The sequence below is a fragment of the Rhizobium sp. 18065 genome, from assembly GCF_902706095.1.
Taxonomy (GTDB): Bacteria; Pseudomonadota; Alphaproteobacteria; order Rhizobiales; family Rhizobiaceae; genus Allorhizobium.
The window spans coordinates 318,094-339,685 of the sequence record NZ_CACSJP010000003.1 but is presented as its reverse complement, the minus strand read 5'-3'; the positions used below and the strand labels follow the sequence as shown (position 1 = coordinate 339,685).

The window sequence follows — 21,592 nt, the reverse complement described above, 5'->3', positions numbered from 1 at the left end:
CCTTGAGGAGACTGACATGACAACCATCGATCTGAACAGCGATCTTGGTGAAAGCTACGGCGCATGGGCCATGGGCGACGACGCGGCAATGCTTGCCATCGTCTCCAGCGCCAATGTCGCCTGCGGTTTTCATGCCGGCGATTCCCTCGGCATCCTGAAGACCGTCAGGGCAGCGGCTGAAAAGGGTGTTTCGATCGGGGCGCATGTCTCCTATCCCGATCGCGTCGGCTTTGGCCGGCGCGACATGGACGTCACGCGCGACGAACTGATCGCCGATGTAATCTACCAGATCGGCGCCCTGAAGGGCATCGCGGCAGCAGCCGGCGTCAAGGTCGGTTATGTCAAGCCGCATGGCGCGCTCTACAATCGCATCGCCAATGACGCCAAGCAGGGCCAGGCTGTGATCGACGGCATCAAGGCCATCGATCCTTCGCTCGTGCTGATGGGCCTTGCCGGCGCACCGATCCTCGATCTTGCCCGCAAGTCGGGCCTTGAAGTTGTTGCCGAAGCCTTTGCCGACCGTGCCTATACGCCCGATGGCCAGCTCGTCTCGCGCCGCGAGGCCGGTGCTGTCCTGCACGACACCCAGGTGATCGCACGCCGCATGCTGCAGCTTGCCAAGGACGGCACGCTGGAAGCCATCGACGGTTCGACGATCAAGGTCGATGCCCGGTCGATCTGCGTGCATGGCGACAGCCCCGGCGCCGTTGCAATCGCGGAAGAAATCCGCCGCACCTTCGAGGCCAATGGCATCACGGTCCGCTCTTTCTTGTCAGCCTGATTTCGATACCCCGGGAGGAATGCAATGATTGCCCTAGACCATCTTCGCCACGTCGACATCGAGCCGGCCCGCAATGCTCGCGAACGCTACCGTGCAGGCAGCATTGAACCGACGTCAGGTGTCGCACCCGGCTTCACCCAGGCCAACATGATCGTGCTGCCACGCGACTGGGCCTTCGACTTCCTGCTCTATGCGCAGCGCAATCCGAAAGCCTGCCCGGTCCTCGACGTGTCGGATCCGGGTTCACATGCCACGCTGCTGGCGCCGGGTGCGGACCTTCGCCGGGATCTGCCGCTCTATCGCATCTGGCGCGACGGCAAGCTTGCTGAAGAAACGGCAGACGCGACGGCCGCATGGGCAGAGCACCCCGATCTCGTCAGCTTCCTGATCGGATGCAGCTTCACCTTCGAAACGCCGATGGTCGAGGCCGGCATCGAGATCCGCCACATGACCGACAAGTCGAACGTGCCGATGTACCTGACCAACAAGCCATGCCGCCCGGCTGGTCGCCTTCATGGCAACATGGTCGTCTCGATGCGCCCTATCCCGGCATCGCGCGTGGCAGATGCCGCAACCATCTCCGGCCGCTTCCCGGCCGTGCATGGTGCACCCGTGCATGTCGGCGCGCCGGAAGAGATCGGCATCCGGGATCTTTCCAAGCCGGAATTCGGCGATCCAGTGCGCATCGAACCCGGCGAAGTGCCAGTGTTCTGGGCCTGTGGCGTCACCCCGCAGGCGGCCGTCATGGCGTCGGGCGTGCCCTTTGCCATCACCCATGCGCCGGGCCACATGTTCATCACCGATATTCCCGATTCCGCTTATCACGCCTGAGGTTCCGATGCGTTTCCTGCCCGTCAGCCTGACAGTTCTGCTGGTCGAACTCGCCGATCTCGACGAGACACTGGCGCTGTTTGCCTCGCTCGAAGCCGATCCGGTTGATGGTATCATCGACATGGTGCCGGCCGCCCGCACACTGATGATCCGCTTCCGTCCTGAAAAGCTGACGGCGGAAAGCCTTGCCGGCGAGATCGCCACGCGCGATCTCTCGGCAAAGATCGAACCATCGGACATGCTGGTCGAGATCCCGGTCAATTACGACGGCGAGGATCTTGCCGATGTCGCAGAACTGACCGGTCTTTCGGTGGAAGAGGTCATCCGCCGCCATACCGAAAGCACCTTCACCGTCGCCTTCTGCGGCTTTGCGCCCGGCTTCGGTTATCTGGTCGGTGGCGATCCGGCATTGCATGTGCCGCGCCGCCAGAGCCCGCGCACGAAGATCCCGGCAGGCTCCGTCGCCCTTGCCGGCGCCTTTTCCGGCGTCTATCCGCAAAACAGCCCTGGCGGCTGGCAGATCATCGGCACCACGCCGGAAAAAATGTGGGACCTGTCGCGCGATCCGCCGGCTTTGTTCCAGCCCGGTCACCGGGTGCGCTTCTTTGATCTGGCGAAAACGGCCCGCAAAGTCTCTACGATAGCAACCAAGGCGCCAGCTGAAGCATCAGTCGAAACCGCCGGCGATGCGCTGACCTTCAAGGTCCTGGCAGCCCCCATGCCGGCGCTGTTCCAAGATCTCGGCCGCTTCGGCCAGACCGGCCAGGGTGTGTCGTCATCCGGCGCGCTCGATCAGGGCGCGTTCAAAGCCGCCAATCGCATCGTCGGCAATCCGGTCGCAACACCTGTGCTGGAGATCATCCTCGGCGGCTTTTCCTTTGAAGTCTCCGGCCGCGCAGTGCTTGGCGTAGCCGGTGCGCCCTGCCCGATCACCATCCGGGATGCCTCGGGCCGCAGCATTTCTGCCGAAACCTATCAGCCGATCGCGCTGGAAGCAGGTGATGTCGTCACGCTCGGTCAGGCGCCCAGGGGCATGCGCAGCTATCTCTCGGTGCGTGGCGGCTTTGCCGTCAAGCCGGTGCTCGGCAGCGCCTCCACCGATACGCTCGCCGTCGTCGGCCCCGATCCGGTCACGACCGGAACTATCCTGACGCTCCATGGCGAGACAGCATCGCTGACCAGCGTTTCACTTTCGGAAGCCCCCGCCTTCGAGCATCCGGCCTCTGGCGAAATCGTCACGCTCGACGTGGTGATGGGCCCGCGCAGCGACTGGTTTACCCAGACCGGCATCGACACCCTGTCCAGCCAGCTCTGGCAGGTGACGCCACAGTCGAACCGCGTCGGCATTCGCATTGCCGGCGATGTGCCGCTGGAGCGCAAGGACAAGGCGGAACTTCCGAGCGAAGGCACGGCCACCGGCGCCATCCAGGTGCCGCATAGCGGCCAACCGGTTCTCTTCCTTGCCGACCACCCGCTGACCGGCGGCTATCCAGTCATCGGCACGGTTGCCGAATATCATCTCGATCTCGCCGGGCAGATCCCGGTCAATGCCCAGATACGCTTCAGGCCCGTGACATCCTTTGCCGACATCAAACCCGTCAGGGCTTGAGACGCGGACGCAGGGCAACAAGAACAGTTGAGGAGACATCCATGAAAAAAGTGCTGATCGCCAATCGCGGCGAAATCGCCGTCCGCATCATCCGCGCCTGTCGCGACCATGGCATCCAGTCGGTTGCGGTCTATGCCGATCCCGACATGGATGCGCTGTTCGTTGGACTGGCCGACGAGGCCTATGGGCTGGAGGGCAGCCGCCCGGCGGAAACCTATCTCGACATCGAAAAACTGATCGGCATTGCCAAGCGTTCGGGCGCAGATGCCGTACATCCAGGCTATGGCTTCCTGTCGGAACGGGCTGAATTCGCCCGTGCCGTGCAAGAGGCCGGCCTGATCTGGATCGGTCCCGATCCGCATGTCATCGAAGCGCTCGGCGACAAGGTCGAAGCCCGCCGTATTGCCACCAGCGTCGGTGCACCACTGGTGGCCGGCAGCGACGGTCCGGTCGAGACAGCCGCCGAGGTAATCGCCTTTGCCGAACAGCATGGCCTGCCCGTTGCCATCAAGGCCGCCCATGGCGGCGGTGGCCGCGGTCTCAAGGTCGCGTGGAACATGGAAGAAATTCCCGAACTCTATGATTCTGCCGTGCGCGAGGCGAAGGCCGCCTTTGGTCGCGGCGAGTGTTTTCTCGAGCGTTTCCTCGACCGGCCACGCCATATCGAAGCGCAGGTGCTGGCCGACAAACATGGCAATGTGCTGGTTCTCGGCACCCGCGACTGCTCCTTGCAGCGGCGTAACCAGAAGCTCGTCGAGGAGGCCCCGGCCCCATTCCTCTCCGAGGCCCAGCGCCATGAAATCCATGACGCCGCCAAGCGCATCTGCGCCGCCGCAGCATATTCGGGTGCCGGCACGGTTGAATTCCTGCTCGGCGTCGACGGCACGATCTCCTTCCTCGAGGTCAACACCCGCCTTCAGGTCGAACATCCGGTCACCGAAGAAACGACTGGCATCGATCTGGTCATCGAACAGTTCCGCATTGCCGACGGCCTGCCACTGCTGGTCACCGAGACACCTGCCCCGCGCGGTCATTCGATCGAATTCCGCATCAACGCCGAGGATCCGGGGCGTGGCTTCCTGCCGACGCCTGGCACGATCACGACATTCGACGCCCCGTCCGGCCCCGGCATTCGCCTCGACACCGGCGTCGTATCCGGCTCGACCGTGCCTGGAACGTTCGATTCCCTCATGGCCAAGCTGATCGTCACCGGCGCCACGCGCGAACAGGCTTTGGCCCGCGCCCGCCGGGCCTTGAAAGAGTTCAAGATCGAGGGCATTGCCACCGTCCTACCCTTCCACCGCGCCGCCATGGAGAGCCGGGACTTCACCGGCGAAGACGGTTTCAAGGTGCATACGCGCTGGATCGAGACGGACTTTGCCGCAACACTGGATGCGGCAGCCCGACCGGAGACCACAGGTGACAACGCCCTGATCCGCACCCATGTCGAGATCGACGGCAAGCGCCATGCACTCGGCATTCCAGCCGCCCTGCTGGCTGGTCTCGGCGGACTTTCCGGTCAGAACACCGGCGCGGCTTCATCCGCGAAAGCCGAAGATGCACTCAGTATCACGGCACCCATTTCCGGCACGCTGCAGGCATTCAAGGTCGAAGACGGCGCAGAAGTTGCTGCCGGCGACCTGATCGCCGTCATGGAAGCGATGAAGATGGAAACCCAGGTGACGGCCGTGCGTGCCGGCAAGATCCGTCTGGTCGCGGAAGCTGGAGCCTATCTTCAGGCCGGCACAGAGATTGCGCGGTTCGAGGCATAGTCCGATAAAACCAACCGGCCAGAAAATTTGGCCGGTTGCTCATTCCCTGCTTCAGCGCTTGTAGGTGCCGAGCCCCGGACGATAGGTCTTGTCGTCGAGGAATTGCTTCAAACCCTCGGCGCGACCATTGCTCTTGTCCAAAAACAGCATCTGCTCCAGCTTCGCATAGATGTAATCGTCGGCCAGTTCCCAGGGCATGTTGCGCACCCGCTTGAACGTGTCCTTTGCGGCCTTCAGCACCACCGGGTTCTTTTCGAGTAAGGTCGCGCAGATGGCACGCACGCGTGTCTCGAGATCGGCCAAAGGTACGGATTCGTTGACCAGTCCCATATCCCGCGCCTTCTGGCCGCCGAAATTCTCGCCGGTCATGATGTAATAAAGCGAGTCGCGATGGTTCATCACTTCGGCGACGGCACGGGTGACATTGCCACCCGGCAGGATGCCCCAGTTGATTTCCGACAGGCCGAAGGTGGCCTCATCCGCGGCAACCGCCAGATCGCATGCCACCAGCGGCGTGAACGCGCCACCGAAGCACCAGCCATTGACCATGGCGATGGTCGGCTTTTCGAAATACATCAGTCGGTTCCACCAGCCGCCGGACTGGCGGCGGCTCTTCAACACGGCAGCTCGCCCCTTGCCGTCGTTTTCGCGGAAATACTCCTTGAGGTCCATACCCGCCGACCAGGATTGACCGGCCCCGCGCAGCACCAGAACGCCGCAACGGTCGTCGGCCTCTAGATCCTCGAGCACTTCCATCATCCGCTTGTTCAGCGCCGGGTTCATCGCATTGCGCTTTTCCGGACGGTTGAGCGTGACGAAGGCAATGCCGTTGTCGAATTCCACAAGGACCGGATCGGCCACGGTTTTATCAGTCTCGGTCATGATGCACTCCCTTTGAAGTCTGTTGATTTCAGGTCGGTTCTGACCGGCCCATGATGTTCAGGATGGAATCTGGCTCAGGCGTAAAATGTGTTTTTGCGCCTTGCCAGATGCCGTCCGTGGAATGGTGTCGAGGAAGATCACGCGCGTCGGCCGCTTGTAGGGGGCGAGCCGCTCGGCGCAGTGGACCAGGATGTCTTCTGCTGTAGCGCCCGTGTCTGCAGCCACGATGAAGGCGAGCCCGCACTCACCCCATCGGGGATCATCAACCCCGATCACGGCGACGTCGCGAACCTTGGGATGGGCGCCGATCACTGCCTCGACCTCGGCCGGGAAGACGTTTTCACCACCGGAAATATACATGTCCTTCAGCCGGTCGGGCACGTGGATCACGCCACCCGGATCGCGCCTGCCAAGATCACCGGATCGATACCAGTCGCCGACAAAGGCTTTGGCCGTCTCCTCCGGCTTGTTCCAGTAACCAGGTGTCACTGACGGGCCCCGAAGCCAGATCTCTCCGACCTTGCCATCTTCCACGTCGGCACCGTCTTCGCCGACCAGCCGAACCTCGATCAAAGGTGCCGGAAAACCGACACTGCCTGGATAGGCTGCCACCATGTCGCGGTCGAGAGGCATATGGATCGCCGTCCCCGCTTCGCTCATGCCGTAACCGTTGACCAGCGGAATGCCGTCGTCGAGGAACGTCCTGATCAGCGCCGGGGACAAGGGCGCCCCGCCGATAAAGATCGCCTGCAGTGCCTTCAGTGCCGATGGGTCCCAATTCGGCGCCGACCGCAGGGCCGCCGCCATCTGCGGCACCGCGAAATAGTGTGTGACGCCAAGCGATGCATCACCCAGTGTTGCCAGTGTGCGCTCTGTCAGGAAACGATCGGCGATGACCAGTCGACCACCCATCATCAGTGTCGTCCGGCCAATCGCGACAAGGCCGATCGTATGGAAAAACGGCAAATCACAGAGAGAGACCGACCCTGCCGTAACCTCGCCGACCAGTGCAAAGTTGATCGCAGCCGCAAACGTGTTGCGCCTCGTAATGATGACACCCTTGGGAACACCGGTGGTCCCCGACGTGTAGAGCATGATGCAAGGCGCATCCGCATCAATGGGCACAGGTTCAGCGCGCGGCATGTCGGCAGCCAGAGACAGAAGACCACCCTCGCCTTCAACAGGCAGAAGCTTTGGTCCAAGATCGCGGATCAGGCCGAGCACCTCGGCAAACTCCGTGTCATGCAAAAGAACAGCTGGCTGGCAGTCATCGATGATCGGAGCAAGCTCGATGGCGCCGAGCCGCCAATTGAGCGGCACAAAGACAAAGCCCGCCCTTTGGCAGGCAAGGCAGACGGCGATCTGGGCAATCGAGTTACGGCCGAGATAGGCGATACGCGCGAAGGCTTCGCCCGGCGCAGTATCCGGCGCAATCACCTTCGCCAGAACCGTGGCGATACGGGCGACGCTGTCGTCGAGTTCGGCATAGGTCTGGCCAAGGCCCGTCGCGACCTCGAAGACTGCGGGACGATCGGGTCCAACTCTGGCCCTATAGATCAAGGGGTCATCCGTCTCCAGTCCGACAGCGTCGGGATGCATGGCAGCGGTCAGCGTGCTTGGCTGCATAGGTGATTTCTCCTCCACATTGCCTCTCCCTGGCAATTTTGTAAGCTATACATACTATATAAAAGCAGTGACAGACAAGTGTAATTTTGGCTGCTAATGTTGGCAGTGATCATAAAGGCGCAACACAAGCGGCGCTTCAGCGAAAGACAAGTCATGACGCGACCAAGTGACCTCAGACCGGCCAATGACGATGACGCCCCGGAACTCGGTACAGGGCTGCGTACCGGGCGTCTCGATGACATACTCGGCTTTCATCTGCGCATGGCCAATGTCGCGATCTACCAGGATTATTCGGCCGCCATGTGCGATATCGGCCTGACGCAGAAACAGTTCGCGGTGCTGGAGTTGATTGCCGCCAATCCGCGCGTCAGCCAGATCGACATTGCCAACCAGTTGAGCATGGACCGCGCCACGATGATGGCGCTGGTCAACAGGCTGGAGGCACGCAAGCTGATCGAACGCAAACCCTCAGCCGTGGACCGGCGGCGCCAGGAACTACTGATGACGGCAGACGGCCTCGCGCTGATCGGCCAGGCCCGCGCGATCCAGGAACAACATGAGCTGCGCTTTACCGCCCGCTTTACACCGGAAGAGCTTCAGGTTTTCGTCGCCGGACTGAAACGCATCTATGCCGACATCATTCCAGGCCGTGGCGACTTCGAGTAAAAGCGCCTGGCAATCAAAACGGCCGCCTTTCGGGCGGCCGTTGATGGTCAAGTCTCATCCTCAGAACGGATAATGCTGGTTCGGGTCCTCGATGGTGATCCAGCGCAGATCGGTAAATTCTGCAATCGCAGCCTTGCCGCCAAAGCGGCCGTAGCCACTGCCTTTGACGCCACCGAACGGCATCTGGGGCTCATCGAAAACCGTTGGGCCATTGATATGGCAGATGCCGGATTCGATACGGCCTGCCACCGAAAGCGCACGCTGAATATCCCGGCTGAAGACAGCGCCGGAAAGCCCGTATTCGGTGTCGTTGGCAATGCGGATCGCCTCATCCTCACCAGCGACGCGAATGATCGGCTTGACCGGTCCAAAGCTCTCTTCCGAATACATGCGCATGTCGGAGGTCACATGGTCGAGCAAGGTCGCTTCGACCACACTGCCGTCGCGCTTGCCGCCGGCCACCAGCTTTGCCCCCTTGGAAACGGCATCGCTGATCAATTCCTCCATCTTCTTGGCAGACTCCAGGCTGATCAGGGAGCCCAGCACCACATGGCCGCGTGGATCGCCAGCCGGCAGTTTCGAAGCCTTGGCCGCAAGCTTTTCGACAAATTCATCAGCAATCGTTGCATCGACGATGATGCGCTCGGTCGACATGCAGATCTGGCCCATATTGGCGAAGGCGCCAAAGGCTGCCGCATTGACCGCGGCATCGATGTCGGCATCGTCGAGAATGACAAGCGGCGCCTTGCCCCCCAATTCGAGCAGCGCCGGCTTCAAGTGACGACCGCAAAGCTCGCCGATGATCTTGCCGACCTTGGTCGAGCCGGTGAAGTTGACCCGCTTGATAGCCGGATTGGTGATCAATGCTTCGACGATGCTTGCCGCATCTTCCGGTGCATTGGTGATCACGCTGATCACTCCGGTCGGCAAACCAGCTTCAACAAGGCACTGGGCAATCAGACGATGGGTACCCGGGCACTGTTCCGAGGCCTTGAGGATGACGGTATTGCCACAAGCGATCGGCATGGCGACGGCACGGGTGCCGAGAATGATCGGGGCATTCCAGGGCGCAATGCCTAGGCAGACGCCCACCGCCTGACGCATGCCCATTGAAAGCGAACCCGGCTTGTTCGACGGAATGACCTCGCCGGAAATCTGGGTGGTCATCGAAGCCGCTTCGCGCAGCATGCTGGCCGCCACCATGACATTGAAGCCGCCCCAATGACCGGTGGCACCCGTTTCGGAAATCACCAACTCGCTGAACTCGCCGGCCTTGGCCTCCATGATATCAGCCGCCTTGAGCAGGATCTTGCGCCGCTCGCCCGGACCTGTCTTCGACCAGGCAGGAAACGCCGCCGAAGCGGCATCAACCGCCGCCTGCACGTCCTTCAGGCTCGCAGCGGACGCTGTCGTTGCCACCTTCTGGGTAAAGGGATTGATCCGGTCAAAGGTCCGGCCGCCTTCGGCTGCCTGCTCGGCGCCATTGATCAGCAATGAAATATGCATATTCATGAATGTCTCCTCCTTTGTCGTATTGACCTATCCGCCAGGTTGCACAGGGAACACCCTGCTGCTGCACGCCAAAACACCGACACATCTCCCAATGCGTCAGATCGATCCTGCCAGGTCCCTCAACGAACGCTCATCGTCGGAGGCCCGGGTATCGGCAACCAGTATCGCATTATAGTAAGCTTAACATACTATTTGGCGACAGCAAGACCGCGCGACACTCAATAGGGCAAACCGACATAATTCTCCGCCATCGCTGTTGCGGCCGCCCGAGAATGCGTCAGGTAATCCAGTTCCGCTTCCTGGATCTTCTGGCCAAAATCGCCATTGTCGGGAAACCGATGCAACAGCGTCGTCATCGACCAGGAAAAGCGCACGGCGTTCCACACCCGCTTGAGCGCCTTGGCGGAATAGGCATCGAGCCCGGCACTCGACTTCTCCTGATAGAAATCAAGCAGGCCCTCGATCAGGTAGAAGACGTCGGATGCCGCCAGATTGAGCCCCTTGGCGCCGGTCGGCGGTACGATATGGGCCGCATCGCCCACCAGAAACAGACGTCCGAAGCGCATCGGCTCGGCGACGAACGAGCGCAAGGGCGCAATCGACTTCTCGAAACTCGGGCCTGTCACCACCGCATCGGCATGATGGGCCGGCAGCCGGCGGCGCAACTCGTCCCAGAAGCGATCGTCCGACCACATATCGACCGTGTCGTCGAGAGAACACTGAACATAATAGCGGCTGCGAGTATTCGAGCGCATCGAACAGAGCGCGAAGCCACGGGGATGGTTCGCATAGATCAGCTCGTGATTGACCGGCGGCACATCGGCCAGAATGCCGAGCCATCCGAAAGGATAGACCTTTTCGAAGGTCTTGATCGCAGCTTCCGGGACTGCCCTGCGGCTTGCCCCATGGAAGCCATCACAACCGGCGATGAAATCGCAGTCGATGCGATGGGAGACACCGTCCTTGTCATAGGTCAGATAGGGACTGTCGCCATCGAAACCTGCCGGTGTGACATTGGCCGCATCATGGATCGTGATGCCACCATCGCGCTCACGCCTTTCGATCAGATCGAGGGTGAGTTCGGTCTGGCCATAGACCATCATCCGCTTGCCGCCCGTCAGATCGAAAAGGTCGATACGGTGGTCGCGGCCATCAAACGCCAGTGAAAAGCCGTCATGCGGCAGGCCTTCGCGATGCATGCGCGCACCGACACCGGCACGGTCGAGCATGCCGACCATGCCTTCTTCCAGAACGCCTGCCCGCACCCGGGCGAGGATATGCTCCTTGCCCACCCGGTCGATGATGATGTTGTCGATACCCGCATTGGTCAAAAGCTGACCGAGCAAAAGGCCTGACGGGCCTGAGCCGATGATGGCAACCTTGGTGCGCATGGTTCCTCCCGAATGCGTCTGCAAACTTGTCTATACGCAAACTTTGACCCTGGAGCAGCGCCACAACAATGGACTAAGGATGTCTTTTATTGCACATTTCGAACATGACGAACCGCAAACCTCCCGCTGACAGAATGATCCCGACCTATGAGCTCTATGGCGAAGATGAGCCCGCGTCGGCGCGCTTTTGGGTGCACTGCGAAACGATACCGGCGCGAAGCAGCCAATACCATTGGGAAATCGGTCTGCATCGCCACGACCACTTCTTTCAGATCCTGCTGGTCACAGGCGGCTCCGGCGATGCCCTCTTTGGCAACGACATTGTGCGTTTCGAACCCTGCGCCGTGTTGACCGTTCCGCCCGGCATCCATCATGGGTTCCGCTTTTCGCCAGACATTGACGGGCATGTGCTGACGTTCCTCGCATCTCGCCTGCCTGCCCGTCCCGGCGAACCCAATCAACTGGGTGCCTTTCTGTCGAGCGCGCGCGTCACGCAGCTCGACGACAGGCAGGCGGATTCCGGTCTGATCAGAGAAAGCATCCTACGACTTTGCGACGAGTGGCAGGAGCGACGCAGCGGTCGTGCGATTATGATGGAGGCCTGCCTCGCCACTGCCCTGACGCTTGCTGCGCGCCTGGCCGGGCAAGATGCCGGAGACGCAGAAACCACGGATGAGAACGACCGACGCATGGAGGTGCTAAACGCTATGATGCACCGCGAAGTAAAGAATCATCGCGCGGCAAGTTTCTATGCCAAGGCCCTCGGAATTTCGCCGACCCATCTCAACCGCGTGGTCAAGGACAAGGCCGGCGTGAGCACTCAGGAACTGCTGATGCGTCGCCTTCTGGAGGAGGCCCAGCGCGAACTGCTTTTTGCCCCCGGCAGCATTCAGGAAGTGGCTTTCCGCCTCGGCTTTGCCGATCCAGCCTACTTTTCCCGTTTCTTCACACGTCAGACGGGCTCGACCCCACGCGCCTGGCGATTGCGCGAACAGCAGCGCCTGTCTCCACGCGACAATGGCGAGGCAGTCACCGGATCATCGTGAACAGGTCGATCAGGAGACCCCGCATCTGATCCATCGACCATTCGCGCGTCTCTGGCTTCGGCACCATGCCTGGAGCGAATCCCGCGCGGCGAAAACGGTCGATCAGACCCGCGTCCGCGCTCACCACATGCAGGGGTACGCTGCGCGATGCACCAGCGCCTGTCACGATCGCTGCGGGCTGGTGATCGCCGAGAATGACAAAGACCGTGTCCTTGCCGAAACGGGCCATGTAGCTCCCCAATGTCTCGAGCGAATAGTCGATGGTTTGGATATATTGCCCGCGCACACGCTCCGGATCTGCCCAGACGACCGAGGGCGCATCGCCACTCGTTGCCTGCGCATCAAAGACCGAACCATCCCCGACCGACTGCCAGTCGACGAGGCTGGCCACCGGCGTCCAGGGCGCATGACTGGAGATCAACGCGATTTCGGCCATCACCGGCTTGCGCTCTTCGGCCGGAAGCGGACGGACCAATCGCTCGAAGGCCGAAAGCGTGTACTGGTCAGGCATCGTCACCCAATTGAACGGCTGACCGCGGTAGCCAAGATCGGCAGCCGCCAGAATCCGGTCATAGCCAAAATAGGCGGCCTCCGGCCAATCCATGGTGATCGCCGGCATGACCGCGACACTTTCCCACCCAGCATCGACAAACAGCCTGTTCAGGCTTGGCTTTTCACTGGCCATCAGCCGGTCATAACGCGCCTGGCTGTCGACCCAGAGACCGGACAGCAGCGTGCCATGGGCAAGCCAGCTCAAGCCGCCCACCGTCGGCGAACCGACCCAGGCACTGGCGGAGGAGAGGCCTGCCGATACCAGCTGTGTTTCAATAGCCTGCAGGCGGGGCGTCGTCACCGATGTGTAGCGTGGATCCTCGATTGCGCTGCGGCCATAGGATTCGACGAAGATCAGCACGACATCCTGACCCGCAATTGCCGAAAACAGGCCAGTACCGGATGCTGGCCCGTCTCCGTGAACAAGGTCAGCCTCGAACATTCTGAGATCCTCGACGGAGCGTGCGACCAGAGCGAGACGTTCAAAGAGATAGCGCGGCATCCGCGCCTCGATACGGGGCTGGCCGGCGGCAAAGCCGAATGCTCCGATCAGCAGTGGCGCGGTAAAGGCAACCAGCAGCGCTTTGCGCAGCCTCCCTTCGGCCATCGCCATCCAGCCGATTGCCCGGAAAAAAACAAGCACAGAGCCCAACAAGGCTCCAACGATGGCGAAAATGGCTGCCAGCGTGGCGGCAATGCCGATCGCGCCGGACAGAAGGTTCCAGCCATCTCCCAGCATGCGGGCATCCAGGTAGGGGTTGAAGGGACGCTGAAATGCGGCCTGCGTGCCGATATCGGCAAGTTTGAGCAACAGGATCGCAAAGACGAACACCGTCACCAGCACGGCAAGAAAGCGCGCGGACCAGCCTCGGGCGAACAACAGCGCCAATCCGAGCAGCGGCACTTCCAGCGGCAACCTCGCGAAGGCATCGATACCGACGGCATCGGGATGGTCGGGCAAGGTGAAGGCAAACCAGGCGATGGCGGAAAACAGCAACAGCCCCAAAAGCGAGAATTGCTGTGAACCCGGCTTGCGATCCAGGATTTTGCGGCTCATGACAGTCCAAACCCCTCGCGCATTCGTATCAGGCTTCGAGAAACGATGTCCTGATCAGAAAGTCCAGCCACGTGTTCCTGCTCCGCCTGGCCGCCCCAATTGTGACCATTGCCCTGATCGCTGTCATGGCGATGTGGGTGGACAGGGCCGCCCTGGTTCAGGCTTTTTCCCATGTATCGGTATCCGATCTGGGGCTAGGCCTTGTGCTTGTTCAGTTGCAAATCATGCTGTCGGCCCTGCGGTGGCGTTTTACGGCCGGTCGTCTCGGCCAACGGATAGAGCTGAACCGGGCCATCGGCGAATATTATGTGGCAAGTCTGCTGAACCAGAGCCTTCCCGGCGGCATGGCGGGTGATGCGATAAGAGCCTGGCGCATGCGGACTGTAGGACAAGGTGGCTGGAAACTGCCAGCCAAGGCGGTCTTGTTCGAACGGCTTTCCGGTCAGGCCGCGTTCTTCGTGCTGGCAGCCTGCGGGATTGTCGCCTGGCCCTTGCTGATCGGCGCGTCCGAGCCTGTCCGACTGCATTCGATTTTGCCGATCATGCTCGTCATCGCTGCCATTGTCCTGATCGGCTTGATGGTGGCAATGCGCTCCAGCATCTTCAGCCGCTTCAAGACCCTGGGGCCCGAACTCGCCCAAGCCTTTGTCAAAGACCATGCCTGGGCGGTACAGACCGGATTGAGCCTTGCCATTCTTGCGACCTACATCGCTATCTTCCTGCTGGCATCGACGGCCATCGGCGCACCACTGCCGTTTGTCGCCACGTTGACCGCCATTCCGCTGGCTCTGCTGGCCATGCTGATCCCGGCAGGTTTTGGTGGCTGGGGCACACGCGAAGCGGCCGCCATGGCCCTGTGGCCGTTCCTGGGCGCCACCTCCGCCGATGGACTGGCGGCCAGCTTGGTTTACGGCGCCTTGTCTCTTGCCGGAGCCGCGCCGGGGATCCTCATTCTGGCCCTCCCCGGTTTCGTCAGGGCAAAGTCGAACAGCTAGACCTATATGGTCCGTCATTGTGGCTCCAGCCGCGCATAGATATCGCCGGAGATCGCGTCGGATGGCAGATCAGCCAGCTCTTCCAGCATGTCCTCGGCAGCTTTCCAGACGTCATCGACGAAACGATGGCTTTCCCCGATCACGCGGTTGAACCGGTAGTTGCCCAATGCCATCAGGCGCTCGATGGAGCGCGAAAGGATCGAGGGCATGGCCGGGATGTATTCGAATGCGATCAGCGCGATCGGCGTGCTCAAGCCCTCGAGGATCTCCGCCTCAGCCCCTTCCACGTCGATCTTGCAAAAGGCCGGCAGGCCGTGGCGGCCAATCAACTGGTCGAGCGTGACCATGGGCACGGTCACCTTGTGGTCCCAGACCACCTGGGCGAAACCTGGTGTCTTTTGTACAGTCTCGACAAATCGCGGCGATATGCTGGTGACTGTCGGATGACGGGATGAAATCAACAAGTCGATCTGCCCCGGCATCTGCCCAACAGCAACGCGCTCGAAGGCTTGCAGACGCCCCTTGAAGCGGCTTGCAATGAAATCGGCAAAGGCCGGCTGTGGTTCGACGGCGACGACTTTTGCGCCGAGCGAAAGCATGGTCTGACTTCGGCTGCCGACATGGGCGCCGATGTCGAAGACCAGATCGCCTGGCCGGATCAGATGACTGTAGAACCGCTTGAGTGCAAGGCGCCGCCAGGGCTGCGCGTAGTAAACGACAAGCGAACGGGCCAGACCCCACGATGTACCGAGACGCGCCATGGGCTTCATCGGGGTTTCCCCGGCTGGCCAAGCAGATAAACCGTATCGACACTGAAGGAATAGATCAGCATCAGAAGTGCAAATGCCGAAATGCCATCCGAATAAGGCGGCTCGACAAACGGCATCAACACCAGACAAAGTGCGGCGATCTGGAGGACGCAGACCAGCTTCCTGCGGAAGGATACGAAGAGCTCCCCGCGCAATTTTGGCAGGAACAGCTGGGCGGCGACAAATGCATAACGCATCAGCCCGATCAGCATGACCCAGGCGCCAGCCTTGCCAAGCAGGGCTGCGGCGACCGACAGGATCAGGATGAGCAAGGCATCGACTTCCATGTCAAAGCGCGCGCCAAAGTCCGATGTGTGCCCAAAGCGACGCGCCAGATATCCGTCAATGCCGTCCAGAGCCAGGGCTACAAGCACGACGGCGACCAATGTCCAGAGTGCCGCGTCCGCCTGATCTAACCGGTGTAGGAATAACACGGCCGCGCCGGTCAGGCTGACAAGTGCCGCACGAACGGCCGTCACCACATTGGCGGGACCGAAGCGTCGATGCGGGTGACCGGGAAGCGCACGAACGGCGAATGCGAAGATCAGCGCGATGATCGCCATGGCAGAGACGACAAAATCCCAGCCAAGCGGCACATGCAGAGTCGCAGCCATTGCAACCACCAGCGTGCCTGCAAATATGCCGACCAGATGACGCAGAGTGTCGCGAAGGAGCGCACTCGAACCTGGGCGGCGAGGCCCATCCTCGCCAACCCAATCCCCCATCCTCTCCGGCTCACTCACCATGATCCGCTCCTCGACGCGACGCAGCCTACTCCGCAGCGACCAGAGTTTCGAGGTCCATCATGTGGCCGGCACGCAGCGTCTTGGTGCGCAGGTAGTTTTGGTTTTCCGCAGTCACCAGCCCGGTGACGGGCGCGCGCGCTTCGACCTCAATGCCACCGGCACGAAGTCCTGCAATCTTGGTCGGATTGTTCGTGTAGACGGCGACGCGCTGGATATCCAGAAGCTGCAGCATGGCAATGGCTGCCTCGTATCGCCGATGATCTTCGCCCAGACCGAGCTCGGCGTCCGCGTCGATCGTGTCCAGGCCGAGATGCTGATAGCCATAGGCGCGCATCTTGGCGCCAATACCGGTCCCACGTCCCTCCTGATCGAGATAGAGCAACACGCCACCGCCGGCCTGCTTCAGCAGGGACAGGCCGTTGCGCAACTGATCGCCGCAATCGCATTTCAGCGATCCGCAGAGGTCGCCGGTCATGCACGAGGAGTGAACCCGTACCGGCACTGCCTTGGTAAGGTCGGGCTGACCAACAATGATCGCCACCTGATCCTTCTGGGCAAGTCCCCCGCGGAAGACGACAAATTCGGCCTGGCCGAGGCCTGCCAAGGGCACGCGCGTTCTGGCGATCTTGTCGAAGCGCTGGCGGGCGATGTCGGCACCGCGCAACTGGCTCGCCTCGATGGAACAGCAACCGGAAAAACGATCGGCACTGTGGGTGACATCGGCCACAACCATGGCCGGAAGCAACAGGGCGAGACGTGCCAGTTCGGACGACACGGACGCCAGTTTGTCGGCCGGCTGGTATGATTGCGGCTGATCTGCCCCCATGGCATATGCCAGCCGCGACGCGCCTTCGAAACTGACGCCGGCCAGCGGTGCCAGCATGTCCCGTCCATGCCCGAGCCCGAGGCGGCTGGCGCGCGGTGCCGTCAACAGAAGCGCATGGCTGTCTTGCGTCGCCAATGCAAACTGATCGTAGAGAGACGGTGCCACGCAATCGAGCGAGACAGCCGCGAGATGGCGCGCGCGCTCCTTCAAGATAACAGGCCGACCATAGCGCAATTCCGAGACAGCGCGCTCAACTTCGATGGCTGGCGTTGAAAACTGGAAGGCGAAATCACGCGTCGCGGACATCTTGGCACTCCTTTGATCACTGCGGAACATTACGCCAAAGAAACACAGCCGGATTGCGCCGGTGCAGTAAATATATTTTGATCATGGCGACGACCAAAATACGCACTATCACACTAGGTTCGAGCAGAGATATGGTCTCAATACGCGAAAGAGGAAGACCGCGTGAAGCCTGTGAGCGATGAACAGTCTGTGTCCGAAGTCATGACAACCACCTCCCTGTGGTTCGAGGCGGCAGGCCGCTGTCGCCTACGCCACGAAACGCTGGCGCATCCTGGAAAAGGCGAGCTTGTCGTTCGCACACTCTTCAGCGGCATCAGCCGCGGGACGGAATCGCTTGTTTTCTCCGGTAAGGTTCCGGTCAGTGAACAGGCACGCATGCGCGGACCCAACATGGGCGGCAGCTTTCCGTTTCCGGTCAAGTATGGATATGCTGCCGTCGGACGGATCGAAACAGGCCCGGCGGATCTGATGAACCGGACGGTTTTCTGCCTTCATCCGCACCAGGATTTCTTCGTGATTGCCGCCGATCAGGGCGCTGTCCTTCCAGAGACTGTCCCAGCAGACCGTGCAATCCTGGCTGCCAATATGGAAACCGCGCTCAATATCGTCTGGGATGCCGGCATCATGCCAGGCGACAAGGTCGCCGTCTTCGGCGCGGGCGTGGTCGGAAGCCTTATCGCCTTCATCGCCTCCGGCATTGTCGGCACCGAAACCTTGCTTGTCGATCGCGATCCCGGCCGCGCCCGCCTTGCCGCAAAACTCGGGCTGGGTTTCGTCGAGGCCTCGGCGCTTGAGGGCGAGTTTGATGTTCTGATCAACGCCTCCGGATCTTCCGAGGCGTTGGAAAGCGCCATCCGTCATGCCGGTATGGAAGCACGCATCGTCGAAGCCAGCTGGTACGGCGACAGGCAGGCCAGCATCCCTCTCGGCGGCGCCTTCCATTCCCGCCGGCTGCAAATCGTCAGCTCGCAAGTCGGGGCCATTTCCGCCATTCGACGCCCGCGCTGGAGCTTTGACCGTCGCATGGCCAAGGCGCTCGAGCTTTTGGCCGATACACGGCTTGATGCCCTGATTTCCGGGGAAACCGATTTCCGCGACCTTGAAGCCGCTTATCCGCATATCCTGTCCTCGCAAGATACCCTGTGCCACCGCATCCGCTACAGTTGAAAAGAGAAACCATGTTTGCCGTTGAAGTTCGTGACCACATCATGATCGCCCACAGTCTGCCACGTCCCGTCTTCGGCCCTGCCCAGGGCATGCACGGCGCAACCTTTGTCGTCGATGCTGCGTTTTTCACCCGCGATGTCGATGAGGATGGCCTGGCAGTCGATATCGGCGCGGCAAGCACGGTACTGACAGAAACCTTGAAGCCGCTGAACTATCAGAACCTCGATGAAATCGCCGTCTTCAAGGGTAAGGTCACGACAACAGAGGTGATCGCCAAATACATATTCGACCAGCTCGCGCAGGCCGTCGCCGACAAGCGGCTCGGCCCGGGCAGCCATCGTATCTGCAAGCTGAAGATCACACTGCACGAATCCCATGCAGCCCGCGGCTGGTACGAGGCCGACCTTTGAGGCGCAGGCTGACATTCGCCTATCCCGGAGCGCTCGATCTCAATACCGGCGGTTATGCCTATGACCGCCGCGTGATCGAAAAGCTTCGTGCAACCGACTGGACAATTGAGCTGTTGGGTCTGGGTGACGGCTTTCCGTTTCCCTCAGCGCAGACGCTGGCTGCCGCCGAAGAGCGGCTTTCCGCGCTTGAGGATGACCAGCTACTGCTGATCGACGGACTGGCTTATGGTGTGCTGGACAATTGGGCGCGACAGCATGCGCAGCGCGTGAACATCGTCGCACTTGTCCACCATCCGCTTGCGCTGGAGACCGGGCTGGACGACAGCCAGCAGCAGATCTTTCGGGCATCAGAGACAGCGGCCTTGTCGTTTGCACGTCATGTCATCGTCACTTCGCCGATGACCGCGCGCGAACTTGTCAGCCGATACGGAGTCGCAGAGGCCAATATAACCGTCTCCTTGCCCGGTACTGATAGGGGCCCGCCTGCCAAGGGCGACGGCGAGCCGCCGAGGATCCTGTCGATCGGGACGCTCTCGCCCCGCAAGGGGCATGACGTGCTGATTGCCGCCCTGAAGGCAAACGCGGATCTTGACTGGCAAGCCCGCATCGTCGGCAGCCGAGATCTGGATCCGAAAACCACAGAGGCACTGGAAGAGCAGATTAAAGCGCTTGGCCTATCCGACCGGATCACCCTTGCCGGGGAATGTGAAGACAGTCGGCTTGAGCTTGCAAAGGCCGATATCTTCGCGCTTGCCAGCCGCTATGAAGGCTATGGCATGGTGTTTGCCGAAGCCCTGTCGCAAGGCGTGCCGATCGTCGCCTGCCATGCCGGCGCCGTGCCCGACGTGGTGCCCGAAGACGCAGGTATCCTGGTATCCGTCGATGATGTGGCAGCCTTTGCCGCAGCCCTTCGCCGGCTGCTGCTCAACCCGGACGAGCGTCGCTCGCGCGCCCGGGCGGCAGCCAAAGCCGGTGCCCTCCTGCCGAACTGGGACAATACGGCAGCACGCATAGCCCAAGCCCTGGATAAAATCCGATGAGTGGTTTCGACAAGGACTGGTTGGCGCTTCGGGAACCTGCGGATCGCAGGGCTCGGGCCGAAGACCTGATCGACCGCCTCTGTGTGCATCTTGTTGCAGCCAAACCCCATCGCGCCTTGCTGGATATCGGCTGTGGCACGGGGTCGACTTTTCGGACCCTGTCTTCGTTCGTGCCGCCGGACACCAAGTGGCATTTGCTCGACTATGATCCGCTGTTGCTTGCCGAAGCAGAACGGCGGATCGGCGCAAAACCGACCATCCGCTTCCAGCAGCATGATCTGAATGACCTGGAAAGCCTACCGCTCGACAGCGTAACGGTCGTCACCGCGTCTGCGCTTTTCGACCTCTGTTCCGCGGACTTCTGCAATCGCTTCATCGAGACGATCAGCCAGCGTGGCACCGGGCTCTACGCGGCGCTGAACTATGATGGCGTGATGCACTGGAGCCGGCCACATCCACTTGACGAACAGGTGGTTGCCGACTTCAATCGCCACCAGCGCGTCGACAAGGGTTTCGGTCCTGCCCTTGGGCCGGACGCGACACAGCACCTTCGTCTCGGTCTGGAGTGGAGCGGCTACATCGTCCGCGTCGCTCCCAGTCCGTGGGTGCTCGGGCCTAATGAAGCAAGACTGCAGGAGGAACTCTTGCGCGGCATGCGCCCTCCTCTGGTCGAGATCGGCAATCTGTCCCTCACCCAGATCCGCGATTGGCTGGATTTCCGGCTGGCAAGCATTGCGGCTGCCGACAGCTCATGCGTGGTCGGGCACACGGATCTCATCGCGCTGCGCCGACGCTAACGCCTTCCCTTCGTCCGGTCGAAGCCGGCAGTCGAACAGGGTGTCACTGCCGAGATTGTAGACGGTGGCCTTTGGCCGCGTCGCACCAGACAACTGGTCAATCGGCGGCAGGCAGATGCCGGTCGGACCGGAGCCAATGATCAATGGTGCAATCGCCACATGCAGCCGATCGACAAGCCCACCTGCGATAAACCGTGCAATGGTGCGGGCGCCGCCCTCGACCAGAATGCGGCCAAGGCCGCGTTCACCCAACACATCGATGATCTCGCGGGGATCGAGCCCGGTTGCGCGGCGACGAATGCGGATGACGTCGGCGCGGTAGCGCTTGTGCGAAGCGTCATGTGCCTGCAACAGGATGACCGGAGCGCCGCTATCGTCAAACAGGCTCTCCTCGCCGGAGAGTTCGGCGCGACAGTCGATGATGACACGCACGGGATCCGGGCCGTCGACGGCGCGCACCGACAGTCTCGGATCATCGCATTTGACGGTGCCCACACCCACGATCACCGCATCCACCAGCGCCCGGCAGCGATGCAGATGCGCAATGCCGTCGGGACCGGATATGTCGCGGGCATCGCCGGTTGGCGTGGCCACACGGCCGTCGAGCGATTGACCGACCTGCGCCAGCACGAAAGGCTCGCTAGCGGTTGCAATCGGACCATAAAGTGCCACGGCTGGCTCGCAGTCCAGACCGTACGCAAGGCCGCTCCTTCCGCGCAAGGCGAGAATCCTTGCCCACAGTCCGTCATTCATTTCGATCATTCGCATGCG

At 61.4% G+C, this 21,592-nt stretch carries 20 protein-coding genes; 11 read left to right on the top strand and 9 right to left on the bottom strand.

Annotated elements, in window-relative coordinates:
- Positions 1-16: 16 nt before the first annotated feature.
- From GVK95_RS10205 to GVK95_RS10190, 4 genes are read left to right on the top strand one after another with little or no spacing between them, the layout of a single operon-like run.
- Positions 17-781, top strand: a complete 765-nt coding sequence (locus tag GVK95_RS10205; RefSeq protein WP_159949126.1) for a 5-oxoprolinase subunit PxpA — start codon at positions 17-19, stop codon at positions 779-781.
- 24 nt (positions 782-805) lie between these two features.
- Positions 806-1,612, top strand: a complete 807-nt coding sequence (locus GVK95_RS10200) for a putative hydro-lyase (protein ID WP_159949124.1) — start codon at positions 806-808, stop codon at positions 1,610-1,612.
- A 7-nt stretch (positions 1,613-1,619) separates the two neighbouring features.
- Entirely contained in the window at positions 1,620-3,221 is a 1,602-nt protein-coding gene (locus GVK95_RS10195; protein ID WP_159949122.1) for a 5-oxoprolinase/urea amidolyase family protein, read from the top strand.
- Between the two features lie 41 nt (positions 3,222-3,262).
- Positions 3,263-4,993 carry a biotin carboxylase N-terminal domain-containing protein gene (locus GVK95_RS10190; RefSeq protein ID WP_159949120.1) on the top strand — a complete coding sequence of 577 codons (1,731 nt, stop codon included), beginning with the start codon at positions 3,263-3,265 and terminating at the stop codon, positions 4,991-4,993.
- Positions 4,994-5,044: 51 nt separating this feature from the next.
- Here the strand turns inward: GVK95_RS10190 and GVK95_RS10185 are convergent, their stop codons facing one another.
- The gene (locus GVK95_RS10185) at positions 5,045-5,875 is read right to left on the bottom strand and encodes a p-hydroxycinnamoyl CoA hydratase/lyase (protein ID WP_113140158.1); all 831 of its coding nucleotides are present in this window, start codon (positions 5,873-5,875) and stop codon (positions 5,045-5,047) included.
- A gap of 57 nt (positions 5,876-5,932) precedes the next feature.
- On the bottom strand, positions 5,933-7,501 hold the full coding sequence (locus GVK95_RS10180) for an AMP-binding protein (RefSeq protein ID WP_159949118.1): 1,569 nt from the start codon (positions 7,499-7,501) through the stop codon (positions 5,933-5,935).
- Positions 7,502-7,654: 153 nt separating this feature from the next.
- Here GVK95_RS10180 and GVK95_RS10175 point away from each other — a divergent pair, with 153 nt between their 5' ends.
- A complete protein-coding gene (locus tag GVK95_RS10175) occupies positions 7,655-8,167 on the top strand; it encodes a MarR family transcriptional regulator (RefSeq protein ID WP_159949116.1) in 513 nt (170 codons plus the stop codon).
- Between the two features lie 60 nt (positions 8,168-8,227).
- Here the strand turns inward: GVK95_RS10175 and GVK95_RS10170 are convergent, their stop codons facing one another.
- Both GVK95_RS10170 and pobA read right to left on the bottom strand, forming a co-directional pair.
- Positions 8,228-9,673 carry an aldehyde dehydrogenase gene (locus GVK95_RS10170; protein WP_159949518.1) on the bottom strand — a complete coding sequence of 482 codons (1,446 nt, stop codon included), beginning with the start codon at positions 9,671-9,673 and terminating at the stop codon, positions 8,228-8,230.
- Positions 9,674-9,897: 224 nt separating this feature from the next.
- Positions 9,898-11,070: a 4-hydroxybenzoate 3-monooxygenase gene (gene pobA, locus GVK95_RS10165; RefSeq protein ID WP_159949114.1), complete on the bottom strand. Its 1,173-nt coding sequence runs from the start codon at positions 11,068-11,070 to the stop codon at positions 9,898-9,900.
- A gap of 134 nt (positions 11,071-11,204) precedes the next feature.
- Between pobA and GVK95_RS10160 the strand changes: the two genes are divergently transcribed.
- Positions 11,205-12,116 carry a helix-turn-helix domain-containing protein gene (locus GVK95_RS10160; protein WP_244618725.1) on the top strand — a complete coding sequence of 304 codons (912 nt, stop codon included), beginning with the start codon at positions 11,205-11,207 and terminating at the stop codon, positions 12,114-12,116.
- On the opposite strand, the gene GVK95_RS10155 is transcribed toward GVK95_RS10160, so the two are convergent.
- On the bottom strand, positions 12,100-13,725 hold the full coding sequence (locus GVK95_RS10155) for a sulfatase-like hydrolase/transferase (protein ID WP_159949110.1): 1,626 nt from the start codon (positions 13,723-13,725) through the stop codon (positions 12,100-12,102). The genes GVK95_RS10160 and GVK95_RS10155 overlap by 17 nt on opposite strands.
- Before the next feature lie 71 nt (positions 13,726-13,796).
- Here GVK95_RS10155 and GVK95_RS10150 point away from each other — a divergent pair, with 71 nt between their 5' ends.
- Positions 13,797-14,720 (top strand): lysylphosphatidylglycerol synthase transmembrane domain-containing protein, encoded by a 924-nt coding sequence (locus GVK95_RS10150; protein WP_159949108.1) that lies wholly within the window; start codon positions 13,797-13,799, stop codon positions 14,718-14,720.
- 14 nt (positions 14,721-14,734) lie between these two features.
- On the opposite strand, the gene GVK95_RS10145 is transcribed toward GVK95_RS10150, so the two are convergent.
- From GVK95_RS10145 to ribA, 3 genes are read right to left on the bottom strand one after another with little or no spacing between them, the layout of a single operon-like run.
- The gene (locus GVK95_RS10145; RefSeq protein WP_159949106.1) at positions 14,735-15,490 is read right to left on the bottom strand and encodes an FkbM family methyltransferase; all 756 of its coding nucleotides are present in this window, start codon (positions 15,488-15,490) and stop codon (positions 14,735-14,737) included.
- Positions 15,487-16,275 (bottom strand): CDP-alcohol phosphatidyltransferase family protein, encoded by a 789-nt coding sequence (locus GVK95_RS10140; protein ID WP_159949104.1) that lies wholly within the window; start codon positions 16,273-16,275, stop codon positions 15,487-15,489. The genes GVK95_RS10145 and GVK95_RS10140 overlap by 4 nt, the downstream gene beginning before the upstream one ends.
- 25 nt (positions 16,276-16,300) lie before the next feature.
- The gene (ribA, locus tag GVK95_RS10135; RefSeq protein WP_159949102.1) at positions 16,301-17,407 is read right to left on the bottom strand and encodes a GTP cyclohydrolase II RibA; all 1,107 of its coding nucleotides are present in this window, start codon (positions 17,405-17,407) and stop codon (positions 16,301-16,303) included.
- A gap of 162 nt (positions 17,408-17,569) precedes the next feature.
- On the opposite strand from ribA, the gene GVK95_RS10130 reads away from it, so the two are divergent.
- From GVK95_RS10130 to GVK95_RS10115, 4 genes are read left to right on the top strand one after another with little or no spacing between them, the layout of a single operon-like run.
- On the top strand, positions 17,570-18,574 hold the full coding sequence (locus tag GVK95_RS10130; protein WP_159949100.1) for a zinc-binding alcohol dehydrogenase: 1,005 nt from the start codon (positions 17,570-17,572) through the stop codon (positions 18,572-18,574).
- Between the two features lie 11 nt (positions 18,575-18,585).
- Complete coding sequence (locus tag GVK95_RS10125) at positions 18,586-18,984, top strand: 6-carboxytetrahydropterin synthase (RefSeq protein ID WP_159949098.1); 399 nt, start codon at positions 18,586-18,588, stop codon at positions 18,982-18,984.
- On the top strand, positions 18,981-20,024 hold the full coding sequence (locus GVK95_RS10120; protein WP_159949096.1) for a glycosyltransferase: 1,044 nt from the start codon (positions 18,981-18,983) through the stop codon (positions 20,022-20,024). The genes GVK95_RS10125 and GVK95_RS10120 overlap by 4 nt, the downstream gene beginning before the upstream one ends.
- The gene (locus GVK95_RS10115; protein WP_159949094.1) at positions 20,021-20,821 is read left to right on the top strand and encodes a class I SAM-dependent methyltransferase; all 801 of its coding nucleotides are present in this window, start codon (positions 20,021-20,023) and stop codon (positions 20,819-20,821) included. Before GVK95_RS10120 ends, GVK95_RS10115 begins: the two co-directional genes overlap by 4 nt.
- Here the strand turns inward: GVK95_RS10115 and GVK95_RS10110 are convergent.
- A complete protein-coding gene (locus GVK95_RS10110) occupies positions 20,774-21,589 on the bottom strand; it encodes a RibD family protein (protein WP_159949092.1) in 816 nt (271 codons plus the stop codon). The genes GVK95_RS10115 and GVK95_RS10110 overlap by 48 nt on opposite strands.
- Positions 21,590-21,592: the final 3 nt, after the last annotated feature.